This is a genomic window from Rahnella perminowiae (assembly GCF_019049755.1).
Classification (GTDB): domain Bacteria; phylum Pseudomonadota; class Gammaproteobacteria; order Enterobacterales; family Enterobacteriaceae; genus Rahnella; species Rahnella perminowiae.
Map to the genome: position 1 here is coordinate 1 of NZ_JAFMOS010000598.1, position 26118 is coordinate 26118.

At 53.3% G+C, this 26118-nt stretch carries 23 protein-coding genes; 5 read left to right on the top strand and 18 right to left on the bottom strand.

The features are described from left to right. Positions 1-73 precede the first annotated feature (73 nt). The 9 genes from sanA to J1785_RS18400 all read right to left on the bottom strand — a co-directional run bounded on the left by sanA (position 74) and on the right by J1785_RS18400 (position 8801). The gene (gene sanA / locus J1785_RS18360) at positions 74-997 is read right to left on the bottom strand and encodes an outer membrane permeability protein SanA (protein ID WP_217220144.1); all 924 of its coding nucleotides are present in this window, start codon (positions 995-997) and stop codon (positions 74-76) included. A gap of 228 nt (positions 998-1225) precedes the next feature. Further along, entirely contained in the window at positions 1226-2923 is a 1698-nt protein-coding gene (locus tag J1785_RS18365) for an NAD-dependent malic enzyme (protein ID WP_129952457.1), read from the bottom strand. A gap of 158 nt (positions 2924-3081) precedes the next feature. Then, on the bottom strand, positions 3082-3966 hold the full coding sequence (gene cdd / locus J1785_RS18370; RefSeq protein WP_129952458.1) for a cytidine deaminase: 885 nt from the start codon (positions 3964-3966) through the stop codon (positions 3082-3084). Between the two features lie 174 nt (positions 3967-4140). Beyond that, positions 4141-4875 carry an arginine ABC transporter substrate-binding protein gene (locus J1785_RS18375; RefSeq protein ID WP_217139078.1) on the bottom strand — a complete coding sequence of 245 codons (735 nt, stop codon included), beginning with the start codon at positions 4873-4875 and terminating at the stop codon, positions 4141-4143. 230 nt (positions 4876-5105) lie between these two features. Beyond that, complete coding sequence (gene artM / locus J1785_RS18380; protein WP_217220147.1) at positions 5106-5774, bottom strand: arginine ABC transporter permease ArtM; 669 nt, start codon at positions 5772-5774, stop codon at positions 5106-5108. Next, a complete protein-coding gene (gene artQ, locus J1785_RS18385; protein WP_129952461.1) occupies positions 5774-6490 on the bottom strand; it encodes an arginine ABC transporter permease ArtQ in 717 nt (238 codons plus the stop codon). The genes artM and artQ overlap by 1 nt, the downstream gene beginning before the upstream one ends. 12 nt (positions 6491-6502) lie before the next feature. Beyond that, positions 6503-7234, bottom strand: coding sequence for an arginine ABC transporter substrate-binding protein (gene artJ / locus J1785_RS18390; RefSeq protein WP_013574754.1), 732 nt, complete (start codon positions 7232-7234; stop codon positions 6503-6505). 47 nt (positions 7235-7281) lie between these two features. Continuing rightward, positions 7282-8010, bottom strand: a complete 729-nt coding sequence (gene artP, locus J1785_RS18395; protein WP_129952782.1) for an arginine ABC transporter ATP-binding protein ArtP — start codon at positions 8008-8010, stop codon at positions 7282-7284. A gap of 209 nt (positions 8011-8219) precedes the next feature. Beyond that, positions 8220-8801, bottom strand: coding sequence for a lipoprotein (locus J1785_RS18400; protein ID WP_129952462.1), 582 nt, complete (start codon positions 8799-8801; stop codon positions 8220-8222). A gap of 188 nt (positions 8802-8989) precedes the next feature. Between J1785_RS18400 and J1785_RS18405 the strand changes: the two genes are divergently transcribed. Together J1785_RS18405 and J1785_RS18410 are read left to right on the top strand one after the other, a co-directional pair. Next, positions 8990-9316 carry a heavy metal-binding domain-containing protein gene (locus J1785_RS18405; protein ID WP_013574757.1) on the top strand — a complete coding sequence of 109 codons (327 nt, stop codon included), beginning with the start codon at positions 8990-8992 and terminating at the stop codon, positions 9314-9316. A gap of 11 nt (positions 9317-9327) precedes the next feature. After that, positions 9328-10161 (top strand): N-acetylmuramoyl-L-alanine amidase, encoded by an 834-nt coding sequence (locus J1785_RS18410; protein ID WP_217220149.1) that lies wholly within the window; start codon positions 9328-9330, stop codon positions 10159-10161. 22 nt (positions 10162-10183) lie between these two features. Here J1785_RS18410 and J1785_RS18415 read toward each other — a convergent pair whose 3' ends face one another. The 7 genes from J1785_RS18415 to J1785_RS18445 form a co-directional block, all read right to left on the bottom strand. Next, positions 10184-11218 (bottom strand): NAD-dependent epimerase/dehydratase family protein, encoded by a 1035-nt coding sequence (locus tag J1785_RS18415; RefSeq protein ID WP_217220151.1) that lies wholly within the window; start codon positions 11216-11218, stop codon positions 10184-10186. Positions 11219-11375: 157 nt separating this feature from the next. Continuing rightward, positions 11376-12830 carry a DUF2867 domain-containing protein gene (locus J1785_RS18420; RefSeq protein ID WP_129952783.1) on the bottom strand — a complete coding sequence of 485 codons (1455 nt, stop codon included), beginning with the start codon at positions 12828-12830 and terminating at the stop codon, positions 11376-11378. Positions 12831-12914: 84 nt separating this feature from the next. Further along, positions 12915-13928 carry a low-specificity L-threonine aldolase gene (gene ltaE, locus J1785_RS18425; protein ID WP_129991232.1) on the bottom strand — a complete coding sequence of 338 codons (1014 nt, stop codon included), beginning with the start codon at positions 13926-13928 and terminating at the stop codon, positions 12915-12917. 75 nt (positions 13929-14003) lie between these two features. After that, positions 14004-15725, bottom strand: a complete 1722-nt coding sequence (gene poxB / locus J1785_RS18430) for a ubiquinone-dependent pyruvate dehydrogenase (RefSeq protein ID WP_129952466.1) — start codon at positions 15723-15725, stop codon at positions 14004-14006. A gap of 179 nt (positions 15726-15904) precedes the next feature. Next, a complete protein-coding gene (gene hcr / locus J1785_RS18435; RefSeq protein WP_217220152.1) occupies positions 15905-16918 on the bottom strand; it encodes an NADH oxidoreductase in 1014 nt (337 codons plus the stop codon). 6 nt (positions 16919-16924) lie between these two features. Beyond that, the gene (hcp, locus tag J1785_RS18440; protein ID WP_129952468.1) at positions 16925-18577 is read right to left on the bottom strand and encodes a hydroxylamine reductase; all 1653 of its coding nucleotides are present in this window, start codon (positions 18575-18577) and stop codon (positions 16925-16927) included. Positions 18578-18742: 165 nt separating this feature from the next. Next, positions 18743-19642 carry a LysO family transporter gene (locus tag J1785_RS18445; protein WP_129952469.1) on the bottom strand — a complete coding sequence of 300 codons (900 nt, stop codon included), beginning with the start codon at positions 19640-19642 and terminating at the stop codon, positions 18743-18745. A 189-nt stretch (positions 19643-19831) separates the two neighbouring features. Between J1785_RS18445 and J1785_RS18450 the strand changes: the two genes are divergently transcribed. After that, positions 19832-21565 carry an ATP-dependent endonuclease gene (locus J1785_RS18450; RefSeq protein WP_129952470.1) on the top strand — a complete coding sequence of 578 codons (1734 nt, stop codon included), beginning with the start codon at positions 19832-19834 and terminating at the stop codon, positions 21563-21565. Here J1785_RS18450 and J1785_RS18455 read toward each other — a convergent pair. Both J1785_RS18455 and cspD read right to left on the bottom strand, forming a co-directional pair. After that, a complete protein-coding gene (locus tag J1785_RS18455) occupies positions 21562-22551 on the bottom strand; it encodes a VirK/YbjX family protein (RefSeq protein WP_129952471.1) in 990 nt (329 codons plus the stop codon). The two genes, J1785_RS18450 and J1785_RS18455, sit on opposite strands and share 4 nt — an antisense overlap. Positions 22552-22843: 292 nt before the next feature. Further along, positions 22844-23065 carry a cold shock-like protein CspD gene (gene cspD, locus J1785_RS18460; RefSeq protein ID WP_015696601.1) on the bottom strand — a complete coding sequence of 74 codons (222 nt, stop codon included), beginning with the start codon at positions 23063-23065 and terminating at the stop codon, positions 22844-22846. A gap of 393 nt (positions 23066-23458) precedes the next feature. On the opposite strand from cspD, the gene clpS reads away from it, so the two are divergent. Both clpS and clpA read left to right on the top strand, forming a co-directional pair. Next, positions 23459-23779, top strand: a complete 321-nt coding sequence (clpS, locus tag J1785_RS18465) for an ATP-dependent Clp protease adapter ClpS (RefSeq protein ID WP_013574769.1) — start codon at positions 23459-23461, stop codon at positions 23777-23779. A gap of 27 nt (positions 23780-23806) precedes the next feature. Continuing rightward, positions 23807-26089: an ATP-dependent Clp protease ATP-binding subunit ClpA gene (gene clpA, locus J1785_RS18470; protein ID WP_120506948.1), complete on the top strand. Its 2283-nt coding sequence runs from the start codon at positions 23807-23809 to the stop codon at positions 26087-26089. The last annotated feature ends 29 nt before the right edge of the window (positions 26090-26118 follow it).

Sequence of the window (26118 nt, forward strand, 5' to 3'; positions counted from 1 at the left end):
ATCAACTTCTCCCCTGCGAAGGGGGAGGCGCTAAAGGCCAAACCCTTTCGCAGGGGAGGGAGCAGTCCGGCGATCACTGCTGGAAAGGGTTTCTGCCTACCGGCTTCACCGGCTCCGGTTTCGCGGTCGGCTCAACATCTTCCGTTTCATCCTCTGCCGCGTCATTGGCTTCCTGTTCTGCTTTCAGCCGGGCCGCTTCGTCTGCGGCCGCTTTGTCTGCTGCGGCCTTTTCAGCTGCTGCCTTATCGGCCGCGGCTTTGGCAATAGCCGCTTTCTTTTCGGCTTCCAGTTGTTGTTGCAGTTCAAGCAGTTGTTCGGGGGTTACTGCCGGATAGCCCTGAGCATCGTCCGGAATAGTGTGTACCGCAGGAATGGGGATCAGCGGGCCGAGGAAGCGGGGTTCGCGCTTAAGCAGATACAAATCCGTCAGTGCGCCGAGGCGGGCGAAGATCTCGCGGCTGCGTACACTGAGCATATTCTTCGGCGAAGGGACGGCGAAACATTGCGCCTGAATGCCCATATGCAATGCGATGAATAATGCCCGCTCGCAGTGGAAACGCTGCGTAATGATGATGAAATCGTTGGTGTCGAAGACCTTGCGGGTTCTGACGATGGAATCCAGTGTACGGAATCCGGCGTAGTCGAGCACGATATCGCTGGCGGGGATACCTGCAGCGATCAGGTCACGGCGCATGGTGCTTGGCTCATTATAACTTTGCTGTGCGTTATCACCGCTCAGCAGCAGATATTTTACCTTGCCGCTGTTGTACGCGTTAATCGCGCCCTGGATGCGGTACAGATAATACTGATTGATGACTCCGGTCCGGTAATACTTCGCCGTTCCGAGCACCACGCCAACCTGACGGTGTGGCAGGGTCTGGACCTCATCATAAATATAGGGCTGGGTACGTAAACTGATCCACTGATCAAGCCCAATAGCGACAGCCAGCATCAGAATCATGATGCCGAAAACGCCAGCTATAAGTCGCTTAATCATAGGTATCCCTGTTATGACCAGATGGAAATCGGATCCAAGGCTACTTTACCTCTTCGGGCTTCGCAATACGTGGGACTCCGCATCCACAGGCTTCGCAGGTTTTTTCAGCATTTTTCAGTAAATTACTTCTTAATCTGCGCGACGCCTTCCAATTTGGACGAAAAAAAAGACCAACGCACCAAGCATTGGTCTGGATCATGGTCTCTGAACTCTTTTGCTACAGCGGGATCAGAAAGACGTACGTTTATAACTCCGGTACTGCGGTGCCCAGAAGTTGTGCTCGATGGCTTTCGACAGCGAATCTTCTGACGTGACCATCGCCACGCCCTGCAATTGGGCGGCTTTACCGACGGCCATCGCGATGCATTTAGATACACCCTGAATATCATCAACGTCCGGCAGCAACGAACCTGTGCCTTCAGTGGCCAGCGGCGAACACTCTGCCAGCGTCCGGCTGGCAGCCATCAGCATACCGTCAGTAACGCGGGTGGCACCCGAGGCAATCACACCCAGCCCGATACCCGGGAAGATAAAGGAGTTGTTACATTGTGCGATAGGGTAAAGCTTGCCTTTGTGACTCACGGGAGCAAACGGGCTGCCGGTGGCGACCAGCGCGGCGCCGTCGGTCCAGTTCAGAATATCAGCCGGTGTGGCTTCAACGCGGGATGTCGGATTACTGAGCGGCAACACCACCGGACGGGCGCAGTGTTTGTGCATCTCACGAATGATTTCTTCGGTGAACAGGCCTGGCTGGCCGGAAACCCCGATCAGTACCGTTGGCTTGGCGTTACGCACCACATCAAGCAGGGAGACACTGTCGCTTTCCATGCCCCAGCTGGCCAGCGCGCTGCTTTTTTGTACCAGTTTACTCTGGAAATCCAGCAGGTTAGGCAGTTTGTCGGTCAGTAAGCCAAAGCGGTCGACCATAAAGACCTTTGCACGGGCTTCTTCTTCGCTCAGACCTTCAGATTTCATCTGCGCAACGATTTGTTCTGCGATACCACAACCGGCAGAGCCAGCGCCGAGGAAGGTGACGGTCTGATCGCTCAGTTTGCCACCGGCGGCTTTACTGGCGGCGATCAGGCTGCCCAAGGCCACGGAAGCTGTGCCCTGAATATCGTCGTTAAAGCAGCACAGCTCATCACGGTAGCGTTCGAGGATCGGCATGGCATTTTTCTGCGCGAAATCTTCAAACTGCAACAGCACGTTCGGCCAGCGGATTTTTACCGCCTGGATGAACTGATCAACGAACGCTTCATATTCTTCGCCGGTAATGCGCGGATGACGCCAGCCCATGTACAGCGGGTCGTTCAGTAATTGCGGATTGTTAGTGCCGGCGTCCAGTACCACCGGCAAGGTATACGCCGGGCTGATGCCACCACAGGCGGTGTACAGAGAAAGCTTACCGATAGGAATGCCCATGCCGCCGATACCCTGATCACCCAGGCCGAGAATGCGTTCGCCATCGGTCACCACCACAACTTTAACGTGTTGCTTGGTGGCGTTTTGCAGCATGTCGTCGATGTGGGCGCGGTTCGGATAAGAGATAAACAGGCCACGGGCGCGGCGGTAAATATCGGAAAAGTGCTCACAGGCTTCGCCGACCGTCGGTGTATAAATCACCGGCATCATTTCGCTGAGATGACTGTCCAGCAGACGGTAAAACAACGTCTCATTGGTGTCCTGAATATTTCTCAGATAGATGTGTTTATCAATATCGGTTTTGAAATTCTGAAACTGGCGGTAGGCACGGTCAGCCTGTTCTTCGATGGTCTCTACTGCTTCAGGCAGCAAACCATGAAGGTTAAAGTTACTGCGCTCTTCTTCAGTAAAAGCGCTGCCTTTATTCAGTAACGGAAACTCTAACAGGATCGGGCCAGCGTGAGGAATGTACAGGGGGCGTTTACTTTCGTATTCAAGTTCCATCGTTTTACTCTTCCGGTTGTCAGAATGTTGTTTTTTATATTTCGGAGCGGTGAGGGTAACAGAGAGGAAATAAGTATTACAAATGACAAATGTAATGAAAATGTTATGTAACTAAAGACTCCGGAAACGGAGCCTTTAGTGTTAACCGGCTCACATTATCAGCAGGTCAGCGTGGTGATATCTTCGCAGCCCAGCGCTGTTAAGGTGGCACGCGTAGCATCGTTTTGAGTGATCAACGCTTCTTTTTGTTCAACCAGTATTGCCCGGCGAACGTTGTGGCAATCTTCCCCTGACATATTCAGCAGGATTAACGCGGCTTGCAACGGAGGAAGGCCCGGGTTGAACGCGGCATTTTCGGCATAACGTCCCCCGAACTGCTTACCGTTGTGCGTTTCCAGCGCCACACCGCTGTGTGACTTACTGTAAGGTGCATGACTTTGATTGCAGGCATCCAGCGCAATAAGTGCCAGGGAGTCAGCATCTTTCAGTGTATAACCGTGGTTTACCCGGTCCATCAGCAGGGTCGTGATGTCCAGATCTTTCGGGCCAAAGGAGTGCGGCAAATAATCGCCAAGTGTTGCCACATCACGATCGGGCAGATGAATATCCAGTGCCGTGCCGCTGGCCAGCTCATTCATAAACTGGCGGCAATGGCCGCAGGGGGTGTAATTCACGGTAATCGACACCAGACGGGTTTCACCGCGCAACCAGGCGTGGGTTACCGCTGACTGTTCTGCATGCACTGTCTGTTGCATGGGGGCACCGGCAAACTCCATATTGGCACCGAAATACAGGTTACCCGACGTGCCGCGCGCCACTGCGCCCACATTAAAATGAGAGATAGGTGTAACGGAGCAGGCCGCGGCCAGAGGCAACAGAGCAAATGCCAGCGCGCCATCGTCCAGCCCGGTCGCCTGTTTTATCTGCGCAACGTCAGCCGCAGTGAGCATTGCCGGGAAGTCATCATGTCGCAGAAACGGCTCAAGGGCGGAGGATAAATTTTCAGGGAGTGCCGCAAAGGCGGTGTGAAAACGTGCGTGCATAAACATTCGATCTCGCAGTGATTACGGTTGAACAGTGTAAAAGTCATTCCATGAATGTAGTGTGACGAATATCACTTTTTAGATGTAATAAGTTCTGCTTCGTTGCATATTTGGGAGATATCACGCATAACAGCCGCCTTTTCAGACGACTGTTAAAAGAGATTTAAGCGGGAATCAGTGAGCCGGGAACCACTTGTCATTGATCTTTTGGAACTCGCCGTTGGCTTTAATTTCTTCAAGTGCCGTGTTCAGCTTCGCCAGCAGTGCCTGATTATCAGGGCGCACTGCCATGCCGACGCCGGTACCAAAATATTGCGGATCTTTAATCAGTTCACCGACTTCACCCAGGTTCGGATTGGATTTCAGCCAGCCGTTCAGGACCGCGGTATCCCCTAACAGTCCGTCCAGGCGACCACTCTTGAGATCCAGAATCGCATTCTGATAGCTGTCGTAGCCGACCGTGGTGATTTCAGGATGCTTTTCCATCAGGTATTTCTGGTGTGTGGTGCCATTCTCCAGGCCGACGCGTTTACCTTTCAGGTCCGCAACAGAAGCGAACTTGCCTTTCGGCCCGATGATCATCGCGGTGTTGGCATAGTAAGGCTGGGTGAACGTCACCTGTTTGCTGCGCTCTTCGGTGATATCCATACCGGAAATAATCACATCGAAACGACGGAATTTCAGTGCCGGGATCAGACCATCAAACGGCTGATTGGTGAAAGTACAGGTTTCCTGCATTTGCTTGCACAGCGCTTTCGCCAGATCGATATCAAAACCAATAATCTGGTTATCAGCTCCGATCGATTCAAACGGCGGATAAGTGGCAGAAGTGCCGAAACGAAGAGTATCAGCGGCGGTGGCAGCAAAAGCACTGGCAGACAAGAGGGCAGCGAGGATCAGCTTTTTCATGCAATACGTTCCTGTTTAAAAAATGACATTCCCTTCTTGGTACAGTTTACTGATTTTATTACTCTAATCTGGCAACTGGCAGGAAGTGAGACCGTCTGATAAAGTGCCACTAAATGAATTTATATGCAATAAAATTGATTAAAAAACTATAAAAATGGAATGAGGCTGGTTTTCAGACACAAAAAAGGGACGATTTCTCGTCCCTGCAGAGTGCTATCTGGCTATCAGTATCAGTTGCGACGTTCAAACGCCAGGGCGCGACGCTCAATCAGGCGCATCATCAGGGTCAGCAACCCGTTCACACAAAGATAAACCACCCCTGCGGCACCGAACACCATCACGTCATAGGTCCGCCCGTACATCAGCTGACTGTGGCCCATCACATCCATCAGCGTAATGGTGTAGGCCAGCGAGGTACTTTTAAACACCAGCACCACTTCGTTAGAATATGACGACAATGCGCGCTTGAAGGCATAAGGCAACAGAATGCGCAGGGTCTGTGGTTTAGACATGCCCAGCGCTTCGCAGGATTGCCACTGACCAGACGGAATGGCACGTACCGCACCCGTAAACAGCTGTGTGGTATACGCCGCGCTGTTCAGCGCCAGGGCAAACATCGCACAAAGCCACGGCTGCGACAGCACCTCCCATAACCAGGGAATCTCCCGGATCGATGGAAACTGACCCGGACCATAATAGATAAGGAAGATCTGCACCAGCAACGGTGTACCGGTAAACAGCGTGATGTAACCTTTGACGATCTGGCTGGCAATCTGCACTTTCAGCGTCAGCATAACGGTGAAAATCATCGCCATCAGCAGCGCCACAAGCAGCGCAGCCACGGTCAGCGTCAGGCTGGTGTGCAAACCTTTCAGAACTTCAGGTAAATATTCCCACATCAGGAAGCACTCCGTTCAAAGCGTGTGGTACGCAGTTCGATGCGTTTAATCACGAACTGGCTGAACAGGGTGACAAGCAGATAAATACACGCCGCAATCACATACCAGGTAAACGGCTCCTGCGTGCGGGTGGCAATGCTTTTGGTTTGCAGCATCAGATCATTGACGCTGATAAGCGACACCAGCGCGGTATCTTTAAGCAGAACCAGCCACTGATTACTCAGCCCCGGCAACGCATGGCGCCACATCTGCGGCATGATCAGACGGAAGAAAATCGCCGATTTTTTCATGCCCAGTACCTGACCGGATTCCCATTGTCCTTGCGGTACGGCTTTCAGTGCACCGCGCAGAGTCTGTGAAGCGTAAGCCGAATACAGCAAAGAAAGCGCGATCACCCCGCACACAAACGGGCTGACTTCGAAGTTCTCGATGGGCAGTTTGACCGGAATAGCGAACAGGCCGAGATTGATATTAAAGCCGTCAGCCAGCACCATCAGCAGTTGCGATGAACCAAAATAGATGAACAGCACCACCAGGATTTCCGGCAGACCGCGCAGCACGGTTACCCACGCGGTGCCGAGCCAGCTAAGCGGCTTCCACGGCGCGGATTCCCAGACGGCGAAGATCATCGCCAGCACCAGGCCGAGGATCAGCGCACAAACGGCAAGGCCGACGGTCATCCCGGCGGCGCTTGCTAAAGGTTGGAATTCAGTCATTGATAGGCAAACTTATTGCTGGAACCATTTTGAATACAGCGTCTTGTAAGTGCCGTCTGCTTTCACTTTTGCCAGAGCATCATTCAGTTTAGTCAGCAATTCCGTATTGTTCTGACGAACCGCAACACCCAGGCCGGTACCGAAGTAGGTCGGGTCAGTGATTTTGTCACCCACAGCGGCCAGATTTTTGTTCTGTTTCAGCCATTCGTTCACCACGGCGGTGTCACCAAATACGGCGTCCAGACGACCATTTTTCAGATCCAGCACGGCATTCTGATAGCTGTCGTAAGGAACGGCAGTGATTTCAGGGTGCTTATCCATCAGGTATTTCTGATGAGTCGTGCCGTTTTGCATACCGACACGTTTGCCTTTGAGTGCTGCAACGTCAGTGAACTGACCAGAATGGGCGATGAAAATCGCTGAGTTGTCATAGTACGGGTTGGTGAAAGCCACTTGTTTCTGACGTTCTGGCGTGATGTCCATGCCGGAAATGACCGCGTCAAAACGACGGAACTTCAGGCTTGGGATCAGGCTGTCGAATGCCTGATTAGTGAACGTACAGGTCGCCTGCATCTCTTTACACATGGCATTAGCCAGATCGACGTCAAAGCCCTGGATCTGATTGCTGGAGTCTACAAACTCAAACGGAGGATAAGACGCTTCCATCGCGAAACGGATGGTATCAGCAGCGCTGGCAGACAAACTGACGGTAGCCAGAACCGCGGCAATTACTAATTTTTTCATCGCAAACTCCGTAGAAACATCAATCAATATATTGATAGAAAGACCGTTTAGTGGGAAAGGTAGCTGGCAAACTCTTTGGTTTGCGGCTGTGCGAAAACGGAGGCATCGCCTTGCTCGACAATGCGGCCATTTTCCATGTACACCACGCGGCTGGCGGTTTTACGCGCAACTTCAACTTCGTGGGTCACGATAACCTGAGTAATGCCGGTACCGGCCAGTTCGCGAATAATGCTGACGATCTGGGCGGTGATTTCCGGGTCAAGCGCGGCGGTCGGTTCATCAAACAGCAGAACCTGAGGCTCCATCATCAGCGCACGGGCAATAGCCACACGCTGTTGCTGGCCACCGGAAAGATGCAACGGAAAACGATCGGCGTAATCGGTCAGACGCAGACGGGTCAGCAATTTCTGGGCACGTTGCATCGCGACCTCTTTTGTCAGCCCCAGTACACGTATCGGGGCTTCCAGTAAGTTGTCGAGCACGGTGCGGTGCGGCCACAGATTGTATTGCTGGAAGACCATGCCGACATTCTGACGCAATTCGCGAACGGCTTTTTCATCCGGCTTGCGGGTGAAATCGAAGGTGTTACCGGCGATCTGCAATGTGCCCGAACGCGGCATTTCCAGCAGGTTCAGAACCCGCAACAGGGAGCTTTTGCCTGCACCACTTGGCCCGAGTAAAACCAGAGTTTCACCAGCGGGGCAGTCCAGCTGAATGTCAAAAAGCGCCTGATGCACGCCGTAGAAGCAGTTGATGCTATTTAGTTGAATACTCATGCGCAAATAGTGAATAGCCATTGATGCCGCAGATGGTAACTTCCACAGCATAGTTATGCAACGATCGCGGCTTAAAAATTATGTGTTGCCGCAGGAATGCCAAAGTTTAGCACAACATGTTGTTGCGTAATTGTAGGGTACATGTTGAACGGCGATGAAATTCATTGCCGTCCAACATGATGCATACGCTTTTTTACGTAAAGAAGGGATTACTGATGTTCTAAAACCTGGCGCAGTGTGCCGCTGGAAGCGAAATCGAGATTTGCCATGTACCGCACATCGTCTACCGTCCAGCATTTACCCTCACGGACCATCAGCACTTCATCTTTCCAGCTTGTCGATGCGCCTTTGTCTTTTTCATGCGTGAAGGTGACTCGCAGGGGAATGTTACGGGCGTCGGTATTCGGAATGCTGGAGGCGCTGTCAACGGAGGCCGATGTCGGGCCATCAAACAAGCTGGAGAAAATGTCGCCGTCACCTGAGCCAGCACCGGTTTTTTCGTTCGGTGAGGCAGCGATATCCACTTTCGGCTGCGACTGCGCTTTCAGCAGCGCATCATACAAGGCAGTGCTCAGATAAGGGCGGTACGCGGCAAGCTGGCTGGAATTGGGTAATCCACTGCCGCCTTGTTTGATGCGAAAATCATAAAATTGCTGGGCAACGCTGTCAGGGCCGCCGTCGACACAGGGTGCGGTGCGGCTACCAATATCCTTATAGGCAGGTTCTACCGTGGTGCAGGCACTTAACATCAGCACCAGCGGGATGACGGCGACGAGAGTTTTCTTTTTCATTGTATTCCTTACTGAAAGATTGAACATTTTCACCATGACGTTCTTTACCATACAGTATAAAACCGATTTGGCTTAATGCATGGCGATGAGAAAAACAGTCACAGGCAATAACCGGATCGCGCGCGCAGGGTTTATGCTATTAATGGCATTATTGCCAGGATCTGGACGACAACTGATAAGGAATACTCATGCAAATTTCTACCACCCCGACTCTCGAAGGTTTCACCATCGCTGAATATTGTGGCGTAGTCACGGGCGAAGCGATTTTAGGGGCGAACATCTTTCGCGATTTCTTCGCGGGTGTACGCGATATCGTTGGCGGACGTTCCGGCGCTTATGAAAAAGAGCTGCGTAAGGCGCGTGAGATTGCTTTCCGTGAACTGGAAGAACAGGCCAAAGAGCGGGGGGCAAATGCGGTTGTCGGTATTGATATTGATTATGAAACCGTGGGCAAAGACAGCAGCATGCTGATGGTCAGCGTGTCCGGCACCGCAGTGATTGTGCACCGCAAATGATCTGCCGGCGTATGAAACGTGGCCTGTTGACTGCCGCATTGTTCATGCTGGCCGGTTGTCAGCACGCCAGCCAGCAGAACGCTGATGCGCCGTTCCGGCTGGAAACGGCGAGACAGGCGCAGGGCGAGGATCAGCGGATACGTTTTCTGGTGATCCATTACACGGCGGAAGATTTCAACAACGCATTAAATACGCTTACAGATGAGCACGTCAGCGCACATTACCTGATCCCGGCACAGCCGCCGCTTGAAGAGGGTAAACCGGTGGCGTGGCAACTGGTGCCGGAAAATATGCGCGCCTGGCATGCCGGCGTCAGCGGCTGGCGCGGGCGAACCAATCTCAATGATACGTCGGTGGGAATAGAACTGGAGAACAAAGGCTACAGTAACGCTTTGCTCGGCAAAAAATTCTACCCTTTCCCGCCCGGGCAAATCGATTTACTGGCTAATCTGAGCCAGGAAATTGTTGCGCGTTATCAGATAGAACCGCGCAATGTGGTGGCGCACAGTGATATCGCGCCGCAGCGCAAAGATGACCCCGGCCCGCTGTTTCCGTGGCAGGAGATGGCCGAACGCGGTATTGGCGCGTGGCCGGATGCGGCGCGTGTGAATCAGTACCTGGCGGGACGTAATCCGCTGCAACCTGTCGGCCAGGCGCAGTTGCTGGCGTTGCTGAAAGCGTACGGATATTCAGTGGAAGATAATATGACGCCGCGTCAGCAGCGTCGTGTGATTGCGGCATTCCAGATGCATTTCCGCCAGAATGATTATCGTGGCAATGCGGATGCTCAAACCGAAGCGATTGTCCGGGCGTTATTACAGCAGTTTCCGGATAAGAACGACTGACATCAGCGGCTGATGATGTCAGTCAGTCGCGTTTCGGGCCGATGCCGTGCAACCCCTGAAGTTTACCATGATCACGCAGCCAGTCGGCGGTACGGATTATTCCCTGATCGAGTGAAATCACCGGCACATAGCCCAGCTCTTTCTGCGCACGCTGTGTGTCGAGCGTGAGATCAAAATTCAGTTTTGCCACGCTGTAATGCGTCAGCACCGGTTCTTTCTGCGAGCTTTTGCTGATGTGCTCCATACCCCGGGCCATCATATCCAGCAGCGGATACGGCACTGAACGGATGCGGTATTTGATATCCAGATTTTCCATCAGCTGTTTCACCAGCGTACGCAGCGGACGCGGTTGCTGATTGGTGATATTGAATGCGCGGCCAGATTCTGTCGCCTGTGATTGCGTCGCCAGCCACATGGCATGCACCGCGTTCCCGACATAGGTCATGTCCACCAGCGCTTCACCGCCGCGAGGCAACATCAGCGTTCCGCCATATTTCAGCATTTGCAGTAAACGCGGCAACATCACGTTGTCATGCGGGCCGAAAATACCCTGCGGGCGCAGAATCGTAAAATGCGTGTGTGGATTAGACAACGCCAGCGTGTGGATCACCTGTTCTCCGGCGGCTTTACTGCGGGCAAAGGAGTTGGCGAAACGGTGGGGGCGAAAGTCTTCCCGGATATCGCGGTGATGGTGAAAATCGAAGTAGATGGCCGGTGACGAAATATGCACGAAGTTTTCCACGCCATACGCGGTGGACCATTCGCCCAGACGTCGTGTGGCGCGCACGTTCGCCAGCTCGAATTCCTGTTCACTGCCCCACGGTGACGTCAGCCCTGAGCAGTGCCAGACGGTATCGATGTCTGCCAGCAGGGCTTTGGCCTGAGCAGACACCAGCGTGGTGAGATCGGCGTGAATGAATTCCGCGCCCATTTTCTGCAAAAGCGAGCCCATGGCGGCATTACGGCCTGTCGCCCTGACTTTGATGCCTTTATTTCGCAGAAACTCAACGGCATTTCGTCCAAGACCGCCACTTGCACCGGTAACCAAAACCTTCATATACAGGCCAATGCCTTCAAAAATAGAGAAAAATAGTTTTCAGCGTCAGGGGCTCTGGCACCCCTGAGCAATAAGGGTGCCATTCTTTCGTGAAATTGTGCGGGTTGCAATGGGAAAGGGGGAAAGCTGTGTCTGAAAGCAGATTAAATGACCCTCTTTAGCGTCCGCAACGGTCTTTCTGCCGGGCAAGGCTGGCGATGCGTTTTGCCATGCCACGAAAAATAAACTGATGAGCGGGCATCATACTGAACCAGTAAAGCAGTCCGCTGAACCCCGCCGGATGCCACCATGCACGCACATCCAGGCTGCGGCTTTCACCGTTGTCGGTAATCGTGAAGGTTAAACGACCGAGTCCCGGTGCCTTCATGCCAAATAACAACGCCAGTTCCCGCTGCGGTTTCAGCCCGATGACTTTCCAGCCATCAATTTTATCGCCGGGTTTCAGGAAATCCCGTTCAGGGCGACCGTATGTCACGCCACCGCCCAGTAAATCGTCGATCCGTGCCCGCGTTTTCCACAAGCCGTTGGCATAGAAATACCCTTCAGCGCCCCCGGTTTGCTGAATAACTTTCCATAATGCAGCTTTTGACGCCGACGTTTCCAGGGTGAATCCCGCCTGTTTCGGATAATAACCGTAGCCAGGCCGCCAGCGCGCGCGGGCGTCAGGATCGTATCCCCAGTCCGGCGAATCCATGATTTGTTGCTGTTCTTTTTCCAGCGTACTGCGGATCGCCTCATCAATGGGGATCAGAGTCTGCGGGATCAGCCTTTGCAGTTTCTCACTGTCGGCGGGCAGATCGTGGTTCAGCCCCTGGATCAGCGCTTTTGCCAGCGACGTGGGAACGGAGGTGATCAGGCTGAGAAAATATACCGAAACAAAAGATGTCGGCAGGGGAACGGGGATCAGCCAGCGGCGTTTACCGCTCATCGCAATGAAGCGCTTAAACAGCGCCTGATAACTGAGGTATTCCGGTCCTGCAGCCTCCAGAATCTGATTCTCTGTGGCAGGCTGCGCCACCAGCCCCTGTAGGTAATTAAGCAGATTTTCCAGTGCGATAGGCGAGGACTTCGAGCGAACCCAGCGCGGCGGTGTCAGCACCGGCAGGTTGTATACCATGTCACGCATGACTTCAAAGGCAGCAGAACCCGCACCAATCACAATGCCGGTACGCAGTTCTGTCACCGGGATCGTGCTCATGCGCAGTAAATCACCCGTCAGCTTTCTCGCCTGCAAGTGCGCAGAATGGTTACCTTCGGGCTGCATCGAGCCGAGATAAACAATGTGCTTAATGGAGGAATCTTTCAGTGCAAGAAGGGTGTGCTGTGCCGCCTGCCGTTCTTTTTCGAGTAAATCATCATCTTCTGCCATGGCATGCACCAGATACACCAGTACGTCAGCGCCTTCGAAGGCGGCAGCCAGCGTTTTACTCTGATAGACATCCGCGAAGCAGCAGCGCACGTTTGGCCATTTTTGCTGTTGCAGCCATTCGATACGACGCGCGGCTGCTGTGACCTGAAAACCTTGCCGGCTCAGATGTGCCGTCAGATGTTGTCCGATATACCCGCTGGCACCGAGAACGACGATCCGGCCAGTGTGTGTGGTGATTGGCATTTCCATTTGCTCGGTCAGTGTAAGGGAGATAAAGCAGAAAGTACGGCGATATCGCGCAGGCATCGCCGCCAACCGGTCAGACTGTCAGGCGTGCTGATGCAGGAATTCCTGCCACAGCGCCACGACTTTTTGCAGATCTTCACGGCTGATATTGATATGCGTCAGCACCCGTGTGACCGGTCCCGCACTGATGATCACACCGCGTTCCTGCATCCATGGCCCCATTCGGGCTGCCAGTTCCGCGCTTTGTTTAATGTATAACACATTGGTTTGCGCACCGGGCTCAGCGATTTCAACGCCGATTTTACGCAGTTCCTGTGCCAGCCACTGTGCATTGTCGTGGTCATCTTTCAGACGCGCAACGTTATTTTCCAGCGCGTAAATCGCCGCTGCGGCCAGAATACCGGACTGGCGCATACCGCCGCCGGTCATTTTGCGCCAGCGGTTCGCACGCCCGATGTACTCCTTGCTGCCGACCAGCAGGGAACCAATCGGCGCACCCAGACCTTTCGACAGGCAGATGGTCAGGGTGTCGCAATACTGGGTTATCTCACGCAATTCTACGTTCAGCGCCACTGCCGCATTCATGATGCGCGCACCGTCGATATGCAGTGCCAGCCCTTTTTCGCGGGTGAAAGCGAATGCTTTTTGCAGGTAATCCAGCGGAAGCACTTTGCCGCTGTGAGTGTTTTCCAGGCTGAGCAGGCGGGTGCGGGCAAAATGGATATCATCCGGTTTGATAGCGGCAGCGACTTTATCCAGCGGGATAGAACCGTCAGCATCCATGTCCAGAGGCTGCGGCTGAATGCTGCCAAGCACCGCAGCGCCACCCGCTTCGTACATATAGTTGTGGGCTTTCTGACCCACAATATATTCTTCACCGCGCTGGCAATGCGTCAGTAACGCCACCAGATTGGCCTGCGTACCGGTCGGTAAAAACAGCGCGGCTTCTTTACCGCACAGTTTTGCTGCCATGTCCTGCAAAGCGTTGACCGTCGGGTCATCGCCGTAGACATCATCGCCGACTTCAGCGCGGGCCATAGCCTGACGCATCGCTTCACTGGGGCGGGTTACGGTATCACTGCGTAAATCGATCAACGTGGCTTCCTTCTGGTAATTGCCCCTTAAGGGGCAGGTATGATTATTTAATCATGCACTATAGCCCTGTCGGGGTTATCGCAGCCAGTTGGTTTTTGCCAGTTCAATCACTTCGTCGCCGCGACCGCTGATCACCGCGCGCAGCATGTACAGGCTGAAGCCTTTGGCCTGCTCAAATTTGATCTGCGGTGGCATCGCCAGTTCCTCAGTGGCGGTGATCACATCAATCAGCACCGGTCCTTCGTAAGCGAACGCATCCTGCAGGGCGGTGTCGATGTCTGAGGCTTTTTCGACACGAATGCCTTTGATGCCTGCGGCTTCGGCAATGGCGGCGAAATCCGGATTTTTCAGCTCGGTGCCATCCGTCAGGTAACCGCCGGATTTCATTTCCATTGCCACAAAGCCCAGTACGCTGTTGTTGAAAATGATGATTTTCACTGGCAGTTTCTGCTGTGCCAGCGTCAGGAAATCGCCCATCAGCATCGCAAAGCCGCCGTCACCGCACAGCGCAACCACTTGCCGTGAACGGTCGATGGCCTGTGCGCCAATCGCCTGCGGCATGGCATTGGCCATCGAGCCGTGGTTAAACGAACCGAGCAGGCGGCGCTGGCCGTTCATTTGCAGGTAACGGCAGGCCCAGACGGTTGGCGTGCCGACGTCGCAGGTGAAAATCGCGTCCGAAGCGGCGAAGCGACTGATTTGCTGCGCAAGATATTGCGGGTGGATCGGCTGCTTGTCGTTTGGCGTCGCCAGCCCGTCGAGGTCTTTGCGGGCTTCTTCGTAATGCCTGAGCGCCTTGTCGAGGAACTTGCGCTCATTTTTCACCTGTAACTGCGGCAGCAGTGCGGTGAGGGTCGATTTGATGTCGCCGACCAGCGCCATATCCACATGGCAATGTGCGCCGATACTGCCCGGATTAATATCAATCTGGATGATTTTGGCATCGGTCGGATAAAACGCCCGATACGGGAATTGCGTGCCGAGCAGGATCAATGTGTCGGCATTAAGCATGGCATGATAACCGGAAGAAAAACCTATCAGCCCGGTCATACCAACACTGTACGGGTTATCCCACTCGATATGCTCTTTGCCGCGCAGGGCATGCACCACCGGCGCTTTCAGGGTTTCCGCCAGTTTAATCACTTCGTCGTGCGCACCTGCGCAGCCGCTGCCACACATCATCGTAATGTTGGTTGCGCCGTTCAGCAGTCCGGCCAGCTTTTCCAGTTCTGCCGGCTGCGGGGTCACTTTTGGCAAGACGGGCGGATACCAGCTGACTTTGGCATCTTCCGGCGCAGGCCTGAGCGCCACGTCCCCCGGTAATACGATGACTGAGACACCACGGTTAAGAATGGCTTTGCGCATGGCGATTGCCAGTACCTGAGGAAGTTGCTCGGGATTACTGATCAGTTCGCAGTAATGACTGCATTCACGGAATAACTCGGTGGGATGGGTTTCCTGAAAGTAACCGCTGCCGATTTCACTCGACGGGATATGTGCGGCAATGGCGACCACCGGGACGTGATTGCGATGGCAATCGAACAGGCCGTTGATCAGATGCAGGTTACCGGGCCCGCAGGAACCGGCGCAAACCGCCAGTTCGCCGGTAATTTGCGCTTCGGCACCGGCGGCAAAGGCGGCCACTTCTTCATGGCGCGTGCCCAGCCATTCGATGGTGCCCATGCGGTTCAGACTGTCGCTTAGCCCGTTCAGGGAATCGCCGGTTACGCCCCAGATCCTTTTTACGCCTGCGGCTTCAAGAGTTTTTGCCAGATATGACGCTACGCTCTGCTTCATCTTTATATCCCTCGGTGAATTTCATAAAAAAGACTGGATTAAGCATAGTCCACTGATTACATCCTTGAATGTTCAGTCTTAAACCATACAAAAATACACAGAGGAGGGAGGTGAAGATTTGTAAATCTGCCCGAGCAGACTGTAAAAAGCCATGTGCGGGCAGACGGCAGGTGCGGGGATCAGGCGAGGGTGACGTCCCCCTGAAGCTGACAGCTACAGGCCAGCACATAACCCTGAGCGACTTCCTCATCGGTCAGCGTCATGCGGCTGGTCGTCTGATAATCACCGGAAAGTATGTGGGTTTTACAACTGCCGCATACACCTGCACGACAGGCCGCGGTCACCGGTAAATGATGCTGTTCCATGGCAGCCAGTAAAGCAGAGCCCACCGGTACGCGGTAATTCTGTAAGGGTTTCAGGCAGGTCAGCGTCAGTTGCTGATCAGCCGATATTTCAGTTTCCGCAGCCTGAAACTGTTCCTTAATGATATTTTCTGACGTGGTGCCCAGTGCTTTTGCCCATTCTCCGGCCAGTTGCATATAAGGCGCAGGGCCACAAATCATTACCCGGCGTTCACTGATATCCGGCACCTGACTGTGCAGCAAGTCCTTGCTCAGACGCCCGGCGATGTGCCCCGGTGCGGCATCATGTTCCGCCAGGATAGTCAGGTTTAGCTGTGAATATTTAGCCGCCAGTTGCTGCCACTCTTCGGCAAAGATAATGTCCTTCGGACGGCGCACGCTGTAAAAAACTTTTACGCTTTGTGCCGGATGATGCGCCAGAATATCGCGTGTAATCGACATGACCGGCGTCACGCCACAGCCAGCCGCCAGCAGTAATAAAGGCTGTTCCGTGTCACAGGTAAATTCCCCCTGCGCATCGCTCAGCCAGAGATAATCACCGGCTTTTATCTGCTGTGTCAGCCATTGCGAACCTTCGCCGCCTTCAATGCGTCGTACCGTCAGTTGAATAAAACGGCTCTTGCCCGGCGTGGAGGACAGCGTGTAGGCACGCTGTATGTCGCCACTCTGACCAATATTCACCAGTGCAAACTGGCCGGGACGATAGGGATACACATCGTGATTAATCAGCGACAGCGTGCGGACATCCGGCGTTTCCTGCGTGACGGAATATACCTGCATACGGTTCTGGCACAAGGCGGTCGGCTGATCGGGAAATAAGGGAAAATTCATTTCAGCTTACTCCGGCAACATGGTTTTCAGATCCTGCTCAACCGAGGTAATTGCACGCAGGCCAAATTTTTCATTCAGGATCGTCAGCAGGTTTTCGGTAAGGAAGGCCGGTGCTGTCGGGCCGGTGGCAATATTTTTTACGCCCAGTGACAGGAGGGTCAGCAGGATCACGATCGCTTTTTGTTCAAACCACGACAGCACCAGGCTCAGGGGCAAATCGTTCACGCCGCAGCCTAATTTCTCGGCCAGGTTCACGGCCAGAATAATGGCGGAATAAGCATCATTACACTGCCCGACGTCCAGCAGGCGAGGCAGGCCTTCAAGTGTACCGAAATCCAGTTTGTTGAAGCGGTATTTGCCACAGGCCAGCGTCATGATCAGGCAGTCCCGGGGGACGCTGCGTGCCAGATCGGTGAAGTAGCTGCGTTCACCGCGGCTGCCGTCACAGCCGCCGATCAGGAAGATGTGGCGCAGTTTTTTGGCGGCAACCAAATCAATCACGGTGTCTGCCGCGCTGAGTAATGTCTGGCGGCCAAAGCCGACGGTAATTTCCTGCTCAATTTCGCTGTAACGGAAGCCCGCAAGCTGCAACGCCTGCGCAATCACCGGTGCAAAGTCTTCACCTTCCAGATGTTGTACGCCCGGCCAGCCGACGATGCTGCGGGTCCAGATCCGGTCGCCATAATTGCCGACGTTCGGGTCAATGATACAGTTTGAGGTCATGACGACAGGACCGGGGAATTTAGCAAATTCCACCTGCTGATTTTGCCAGCCGCTGCCATAGTTACCGGCCAGATGCGGGAATTTTTTCAGTTCGGGATAACCGTGCGCCGGCAACATTTCGCCGTGAGTGTAAATGTTGATGCCGGTGCCGGCAGTTTGCTCAAGCAGCATCTGCAAATCTTTCAGGTCGTGACCGGAAATCAGAATCGCTTTGCCTGCCAGCGGACGGACGTTGACTGCCGTTGGTTGCGGATGTCCGTAAGCGTCGGTTTCGCCTTTATCCAGAATGGCCATCACGCCAAAGTTCATTTTGCCGATAGCCATCGCGTTTGCGAGCAGTTCGCCCATGTCCGACGGTTGTGTGCCCAGCCAGGCCATCAGACGATGATATTCGGCGTAAAGGGCGGTATCGGACTGACCCAGAACATGCGCGTGCTCCATATACGCGGCCGCACCTTTCAGACCATACAGACACAGCATGCGCAGGCCGTGAATGTCATCGCCTATCTGCGCTTTGTCACCGTTGAGCGCAAATTGCCCGGCCTGTTGTTGCAGCTCGCTGAGGTTATTGCTGACCAGTTCCAGTGAGGCTAGGGGGTGACTGACGGTGACTTGCGGATCCGTCAGACGGCAGCGGACAGCCAGCGATTCGCGGTAAAGAATGGCTTCCCGGGCATACCCGACGATACGCTCAGAATCGAAGTTTACATTGGTCAGTGTGGAGAAAAAAGCGCGGGGCGCGAAGCTGTCGATCTCTTCATCGATGATGCCATAGCCTCGTGCGGTCAGTGCCCAGGCGGATAACCCTTCTAACACCGCAACCAGTAAATCTTGTAAATCAGAGGTTTCTGCCGTTTTGCCACACATACCCTGCGCATACGCGCAACCATTGCCCGCCGGGGTACGGACTGTTTGTTCACATTGCACACAAAACATAAGGAGGTCCTTTTAAAGTTGCATTTTAAATGCTTGTTTTAATGCAAGCCTAGAACCGGCTGAGACAGAATTGAAGGGATTTTTAAGACAAAGTGATGCGGAGTTGATTTATCGCAATTTTTGAGGGAGTTTCCCGCTGCACAACGGCAACGGGACGGGCAGGGATCAGGCAGAGAAAAAGGCCATTAAGACCGGGGCAATCAGGCTGAGGATAAATCCGTGTACCACGGCCGGAGGCACCATATCCAGCCCGCCACTGCGCTGTAATACCGGCAGGGTAAAGTCCATGGATGTGGCGCCGCACAAGCCAAGTGCCGTCGAACGGCTGCGGCGCACCAGTGTCGGGATCAGCATAATGGCGCAGAGTTCGCGGGCCAGATCATTAAAGAAGGCCGCGCTGCCAATCACCGGTCCGAAAGAATCCGTCAGGACGATGCCGGAAAGCGAATACCAGCCATAACCGGAGGCGATGGCCAGCCCGGTTTTCAGTGGTAAACCCAACAGCAGAGCGGCAAGAGCGCCGCCAGCCAGTGCGCTGAGGGCCACCACTATCGCCACCATCATGCCGCGCCGGTTCAGGATAATCTGACGCAGGGTCATACTGCTGTTACGCAGTTGCAGACCGACCAGTGCCAGCAGGAATAACAGCGCAATTTCACTGGCCTGCGACGCGAAAGTCAGCCAGTGCCATTGTGTCAGACCCAGGGCAAAACCGCCGACCACCACGCCGCACAGTTTCAGTGATTCCAGCGCCATATGAATGCGGGACGGTAATTTTTCCTGTTTATACTGTGTTTTCCAGGGCCTGCGGCGTTCCAGCAGCCACAGCGCGGCATAGTTCATCACGAAGATGCACAGGAAACTGACGGCGGCATATTTGAAAATCAGTACCAAATTCGCGCTGAGGTTATCGAGGAAAGCCAGACTGACGCCCATAATGAACAGGATGACGTACACCATCCAGCTCAGTAACTGGTTTACAAGATGCAACAGGGCACGGTTTTTTAGCGGAATGAGATAGCCGGCAATCAGCGGCAGGAGAATAATTAACAACCCGGAGTACATGATGCAAAAGTCCCTGAAAAGTGAGGTTCCGTGAGTAGAGCGCAGTACAGAAAATACCGCCCGCCACGCTAACGAAAAGTTATCTGACTGTAAAGCAGCTTTGGCACACAGAGATATCGTTGTGAGCTTGACCTGAACCAATTTTTAACGCCATGCTCAGGAAAGCTTTGAGCGCACAGGAGGCGTCTGATGTATCTGGAACGTATTGATATTGTCGGTTTTCGCGGGATTAACCGCCTGTCTTTGACGCTGACGCAGCCCGCGCAACGTGGCGCATCGATCACCGGTTCTTCTCATCAGGGGCAGGCCGAATCCTTTCTGACCAACACGGTGTTAATCGGCGAGAATGCCTGGGGGAAATCCAGCCTGCTCGATGCGTTAACTTTGCTGCTTTCTCCCGAACCCAAACTGTATTGCTTTAAGGAGGAGGATTTTTATTTCCCGGCGGGCGAAGAAGAATCTAAATCACAGTATCTGCACGTAGTGTTTACCTTTTGTGAGAATCAGGCCGGGCATCACATGTCGCCCCGTTTTAATCCGCTGTCACCGCTCTGGGTTAAATGTGCTGACAAACTGAACCGTATTTATTACCGGCTGGAAGGTGAACTGGACGATGATGGCAGTGTGATGACGCTGCGCAGTTTCCTGTCGTCGAATGGTCAGCCTTTAAACCTGGTGACAATAGATCCGCTGGCGCAGGCGCTGATCCGTCTGAATCCGGTATTACGTTTACGCGATGCCCGCTTTATCCGTCGCCTGCGCAGTGAAACACTGGCACCAAGGCTGGCAGCCAATAATGAAGAACTGGCAAAACAGCTGGATGAACTGACGCGCGAGTTGGTTCACAGTCCGCAGACCCTGAAAAACAGCGAGCTGCGCAGCGGCCTTTCGGCGATGCGACAGTTGCTGGAGCATTATTTTGCCGAGCAGGGCACTTCCAGCAGCGCGCCGTGGCAGCAAAAGCGTCATGGCCGCGCGGAGAGCCGCCGTGCCTGGCGTTCACTGGATAACATCAATCGTATGATTGCCGAACCCAACAGCCGCAGTATGCGGGTGATGTTGCTTGGCATGTTCTCGACATTATTACAGGCCAAAGGCTCGGTGGTACTGCACCCGGATGCACGGCCGCTGTTACTCATTGAAGACCCCGAAACCCGTTTGCATCCGATCATGTTGTCAGTGGCCTGGGGATTACTGGATCAGTTGCCATTGCAACGCATTACCACGACCAATTCCGGTGATTTGCTGTCGCTGGTGCCGGTTGAGCAAATATGCCGGCTGGTGCGTGAGTCCGGTCGCGTCGCGGCTTACGCCATCGGGCCGGAAGGGTTAAGCATGGAAGACAGCCGCCGCATCGCTTTCCATATCCGCTTTAACCGCCCCTCGTCGTTATTCGCCCGGTGCTGGTTGCTGGTGGAAGGCGAAACCGAAGTCTGGCTGCTGAATCAGCTGGCGCGCCAGTGTGGCTATCATTTTGAATCGGAAGGGATCAAGGTTATTGAGTTTGCGCAGTGCGGCCTGAAGCCTTTGCTACGCTTTGCCCGGCACATGGGTATTGAATGGCATGCGCTGGTCGACGGTGACGAGGCAGGGCGCAAATATGCGGCAACTGTGATTGCTAATGTCGAAAACCACGACGATACGCTGCGTTACCGTCTGACAGCGTTACCCACTCAGGACATCGAACATTTCCTGTATCGTGACGGTTTCGAAGACGTTTATCGCAAAAATGCGGCGATACCGGCCAATGTGCCGATGTCGCCGAGAAGAATTATCGATAAAGCGATTCACCGCAGTTCGAAACCGGATCTGGCGATTGATGTGGCACTTGCGGCGTCACTGAGGGGAACCTCGTCGATCCCTGCGCTGTTGCGGCAAATGTTTTCCCGCGTGGCATGGCTGGCACGCGGCAGGGCAGATTAAGCAGCCTGGCTGTTTTCAGTCAGCACCGGATGACCATGACCGCCGGAGAAAGTTTGACGGATCTGCGTTTCCAGATCGTCTAACAGCTGGTAACGGCGACGGTATTCCGAGCGTCGTTTACTGGCAATTTCTTCCAGCGGGCGGTGGGCAATTTGCGACGGTAAGTGGAAGTAGCCATCATCGCCCGGTTTGGCGTCCAGGGTTTCCCAGAAACTGTCGTAATCGGCAAACACCATTCCTTTGCGTTTTTTGTAACGCGGATTTTCATAGATATGGGTGTGATTACCCACCGCGATGATTTGCTTCATGCCAGTCACATCCGCAAGGGTGGTCAGTGCTTCAATCACCAGGCGTTTAGGGAATAAGCCGTGGCAGGCTTTGGTCGCAGTCTGAATTTCCTGATGATCGACATGCGCGCGGGGTCCCTGCAATGCACCGATGAACAGCGTCGGACGGTCCTGATAGTTGATAAACGAGAACGTCACAATCGCAATCGGTTCACCCTGAGGATTATTAAAGGTCAGCGTGGCTTCCCCTTCTTTATCCAAACGGCTGATGGCATTAAAAGTGACAGAAAAATGCTGTCCTTCTTTGCCGGTCACCGTGGCAATGGCCATCGTTTTTTTATTCAGATAGCCATGATTAATCGCTTCAGGCAGGCAGTGGCCAATCATATCGTAATGATCGGTGATACGTTTCATTGCCTGTTCCTGCGTGATATTTGCTGCCTGATATACCCGGTGTAATTTACACGGCAGGCCTGGCATCGCGGTCAGGATCTCGTCGCGCTGCGGGTGTTGTGCCAGGTAACTGAGTAATCCGAACGTTCTGTACGGATTGATCAGCGTGCGGAAAAGGAATTTTAAGCGATAGCGCGGTAATTCCCATGACGGCCCGGGCGTTATCTGACGGGAGAGCAATGCTTTCATTAACTGAAGGCCGGAAAGTGGCGCCTTTTCTACGGAAGGGTAGCCGAAAGTAGTCATGGAAATACCTGTTGTTATAAGCCAGAGTTTTGTAGTGGCTATTTCATCAGGCCAAGAATAAACGGGTGTACAACGGCGTGAATTAGGGAGAAATAGAACGTGATTTGTTGAGATTATGTTTAGACTTACTTCGTTATATGTCATGTCTTAGCAATTGGTGTCTAAAAAATGTACTTTTTTTCACGCTGAGGGCTTGAAGCCGGAAGCATTCTCCCCCATAAATGAAAATGCCAGTCAGTGATTGACCGGCATTTGCAGTTGAAGCGTTATCTGATGCGTGATGCTGAACCGGTCAGGCGACCGCTTCACTTTCCACCGGGATAATGAGACTGGCATGATTCCCCTTTGGGCCTTCATGAACGTCGAAATTGACCTGCTGGCCGGCCTTCAGTGTCCGGTATCCCTCCATCTGGATAGTGGAGTAGTGAGCGAAGATGTCTTCACCGCCATTTTGCGGGCAAATGAAGCCAAAGCCTTTAGCATTATTGAACCATTTAACAGTACCCGTCTGCATGCTTCTACATCCCTCTCATGACTAGTCTGGTAGTAAATAGATAAAGCCAGTTGAGTGAGCACGAAGGCCGGAACACAGCGGATAAGCGTCTGTTCAGGCCGGCTTAAACTCCGTTCAGCTCACGAATTTACACTCTAGTGGAATAGAGTTAGACGTCAAGGAAACGGCATTTGTGGCGGGGGAGCAGATAACCAAAGTTTGAAGCAGGTAACGCTATTGACATATTTTGTTAATTTTCGACCAGCGTTATCTGATGCACGCAGACATTTTGTGCAGCGGCAAGGTGAGGCCAGAGATGGTAAAATACAGGAATAACAGCGTGAGGCTCTGCAGAAGGCCTTCCCGTTTATGTATTTGGCTTCCAATACGATCTTCACAGGTGATGAACAGGCAATGGGTAACAATCAAGACTGGTTAAATTTCGAACATTTGGCGGCGGATAAGCAAAAGGATGAGGTAAAACCGCCATCTATGTATAAAGTTATATTAAACAACGACGATTACACTCCAATGGAATTTGTGATTGACGTTCTGCAAAAGTTCTTTTCTTATGATATTGAACGTGCAACGCAACTGATGCTCCAGGTGCACTACAGAGGTAAAGCGATATGCGGCGTTTATACCGCCGAAGTCGCGGAAACCAAGGTCGCACACGTAAATGAGTACGCCAAGGAGAATGAGCATCCGTTGCTGTGTACGCTGGAAAAAGCCTGATTAAGGCAATCTATTTGGGAGGTGCCTATGCTCAATCAAGAACTTGAACTCAGTCTCAACATGGCTTTCGCAAGAGCCCGTGAGCACCGGCATGAGTTTATGACCGTGGAGCACCTGTTGCTGGCACTGCTCAGCAACCCTGCTGCCCGTGAAGCGCTTGAAGCTTGTACAGTGGATTTAGTGGCCCTGCGCCAGGAACTGGAAGCCTTCATCGAGCAAACCACACCTACCTTACCTGCCAGTGAAGAAGAACGTGACACCCAGCCTACGCTGAGTTTCCAGCGCGTTCTGCAACGTGCGGTATTCCACGTGCAATCTTCTGGCCGCAGTGAAGTGTCCGGCGCCAACGTTCTGGTCGCAATTTTCAGCGAGCAGGAATCTCAGGCAGCCTACTTACTGCGCAAACATGATGTCAGCCGCCTTGATGTGGTGAACTTTATCTCGCACGGTACCCGTAAAGATGAATCGGGCAGCCAGGCGCAAAACAATGCGGAAAACCCAGTTAACGAAGAACAGTCGGCAGGGGAAGATCGTATGGAGAACTTCACCACTAATCTTAACCAGTTAGCGCGTGTAGGTGGTATCGATCCGCTGATTGGCCGTGATAAAGAACTGGAGCGCGCCATTCAGGTGCTCTGCCGTCGTCGTAAAAATAACCCGCTGCTGGTGGGTGAATCCGGCGTTGGCAAAACAGCCATTGCTGAAGGGCTGGCATGGCGAATCGAGCAGGGCGATGTGCCTGAAGTCATGGCCGATTGTACCCTGTATTCTCTGGATATTGGTTCGTTGCTGGCGGGAACGAAATACCGCGGCGATTTCGAAAAACGTTTCAAATCTCTGCTCAAACAGCTGGAGCAGGATAAGAACAGCATTCTGTTTATTGATGAAATCCACACGATTATTGGTGCCGGTGCGGCGTCCGGTGGTCAGGTGGATGCGGCAAACCTCATTAAACCGTTGCTGTCGAGCGGTAAAATCCGGGTGATCGGTTCGACAACTTATCAGGAGTTCAGCAATATTTTTGAAAAGGACCGTGCCCTGGCGCGTCGTTTCCAGAAAATTGATATTACTGAGCCAAGCGTTGAAGAAACCGTCCAGATCATTAACGGCCTGAAAACCAAATACGAAGCGCATCACGATGTGCGTTATACCGCGAAAGCGGTGCGTGCGGCGGTTGAGCTGTCGGTTAAATACATTAATGACCGCCACCTGCCGGACAAAGCCATCGACGTGATTGACGAAGCAGGCGCACGCAGCCGGTTAATGCCGGTCAGCAAGCGCAAGAAAACCGTCAATGTCAGCGATATTGAAAGCGTCGTGGCACGTATTGCCCGTATCCCTGAAAAAACGGTGTCTGCAACCGACCGTGATGTGCTGAAAAACCTGGGCGACCGTCTGAAAATGCTGGTCTTCGGACAGGATCCGGCCATCGAAGCATTGACTGAAGCCATCAAGATGAGTCGTGCCGGTCTGGGTCAGGATCATAAGCCTGTCGGTTCATTCCTTTTCGCCGGTCCGACGGGTGTAGGGAAAACCGAAGTGACCGTTCAGCTGGCGAAAGCGCTGGATATCGAACTGTTGCGTTTTGATATGTCTGAATACATGGAACGTCATACGGTCAGCCGTTTGATCGGTGCACCTCCGGGCTATGTTGGTTTTGATCAGGGCGGTTTGCTCACGGATGCGGTGATTAAACATCCTCACGCCGTCGTGCTGCTCGATGAAATCGAGAAGGCACACCCGGATGTCTTCAACCTGCTGCTGCAGGTCATGGACAACGGTACGCTGACCGATAACAACGGCCGTAAAGCAGATTTCCGTAACGTGATCCTGGTGATGACCACTAACGCCGGTGTTCGCGAAACGGAACGTAAATCGATTGGTCTGGTGCATCAGGATAACAGCCCGGATGCGATGGAAGAGATCAAACGGACCTTTACGCCGGAATTCCGTAACCGTCTGGACAATGTGATCTGGTTCAACCATCTGTCTACGGAAGTTATCCAGCAGGTTGTCGACAAATTTATCGTCGAACTGCAGGCGCAGCTGGATGCGAAAGGCGTTTCTCTGGAAGTCAGTGACGAGGCTCGCGACTGGCTGACAGTGAAAGGCTACGACCGTGCGATGGGTGCACGTCCGATGACCCGTACCGTTCAGGAAAACCTGAAAAAACCACTCGCCAACGAGCTGCTGTTTGGCTCACTGGTAGACGGGGGTTCCGTCTCGGTTGCACTGGATAAGGCTGCTGACAAGCTCACTTATCACTTCATGAGTGCGCAGAAGAAAAAACCGGAAGGTGCGGTGCATTAATTTTTCATAAAGCATGAAAAAACAAAAGG

Coding starts and splice junctions, on each gene's coding strand:
- J1785_RS18365 (WP_129952457.1), bottom strand. CDS start 2,923: ATGGAACTTGAATACGAAAGTAAACGCCCCCTGTACATTCCTCACGCT.
- cspD (WP_015696601.1), bottom strand. CDS start 23,065: ATGCAGACGGGTACTGTTAAATGGTTCAATAATGCTAAAGGCTTTGGC.
- J1785_RS18445 (WP_129952469.1), bottom strand. CDS start 19,642: ATGTACTCCGGGTTGTTAATTATTCTCCTGCCGCTGATTGCCGGCTAT.
- J1785_RS18420 (WP_129952783.1), bottom strand. CDS start 12,830: ATGCCAATCACCACACACACTGGCCGGATCGTCGTTCTCGGTGCCAGC.
- J1785_RS18415 (WP_217220151.1), bottom strand. CDS start 11,218: ATGAAGGTTTTGGTTACCGGTGCAAGTGGCGGTCTTGGACGAAATGCC.
- artP (WP_129952782.1), bottom strand. CDS start 8,010: ATGAGTATTCAACTAAATAGCATCAACTGCTTCTACGGCGTGCATCAG.
- J1785_RS18375 (WP_217139078.1), bottom strand. CDS start 4,875: ATGAAAAAGCTGATCCTCGCTGCCCTCTTGTCTGCCAGTGCTTTTGCT.
- J1785_RS18405 (WP_013574757.1), top strand. CDS start 8,990: ATGCAAATTTCTACCACCCCGACTCTCGAAGGTTTCACCATCGCTGAA.
- hcp (WP_129952468.1), bottom strand. CDS start 18,577: ATGTTTTGTGTGCAATGTGAACAAACAGTCCGTACCCCGGCGGGCAAT.
- clpS (WP_013574769.1), top strand. CDS start 23,459: ATGGGTAACAATCAAGACTGGTTAAATTTCGAACATTTGGCGGCGGAT.
- J1785_RS18410 (WP_217220149.1), top strand. CDS start 9,328: ATGAAACGTGGCCTGTTGACTGCCGCATTGTTCATGCTGGCCGGTTGT.
- artM (WP_217220147.1), bottom strand. CDS start 5,774: ATGTGGGAATATTTACCTGAAGTTCTGAAAGGTTTGCACACCAGCCTG.
- J1785_RS18400 (WP_129952462.1), bottom strand. CDS start 8,801: ATGAAAAAGAAAACTCTCGTCGCCGTCATCCCGCTGGTGCTGATGTTA.
- artQ (WP_129952461.1), bottom strand. CDS start 6,490: ATGACTGAATTCCAACCTTTAGCAAGCGCCGCCGGGATGACCGTCGGC.
- clpA (WP_120506948.1), top strand. CDS start 23,807: ATGCTCAATCAAGAACTTGAACTCAGTCTCAACATGGCTTTCGCAAGA.
- hcr (WP_217220152.1), bottom strand. CDS start 16,918: ATGAATTTTCCCTTATTTCCCGATCAGCCGACCGCCTTGTGCCAGAAC.
- artJ (WP_013574754.1), bottom strand. CDS start 7,234: ATGAAAAAATTAGTAATTGCCGCGGTTCTGGCTACCGTCAGTTTGTCT.
- J1785_RS18455 (WP_129952471.1), bottom strand. CDS start 22,551: ATGACTACTTTCGGCTACCCTTCCGTAGAAAAGGCGCCACTTTCCGGC.
- poxB (WP_129952466.1), bottom strand. CDS start 15,725: ATGAAGCAGAGCGTAGCGTCATATCTGGCAAAAACTCTTGAAGCCGCA.
- sanA (WP_217220144.1), bottom strand. CDS start 997: ATGATTAAGCGACTTATAGCTGGCGTTTTCGGCATCATGATTCTGATG.
- cdd (WP_129952458.1), bottom strand. CDS start 3,966: ATGCACGCACGTTTTCACACCGCCTTTGCGGCACTCCCTGAAAATTTA.
- J1785_RS18450 (WP_129952470.1), top strand. CDS start 19,832: ATGTATCTGGAACGTATTGATATTGTCGGTTTTCGCGGGATTAACCGC.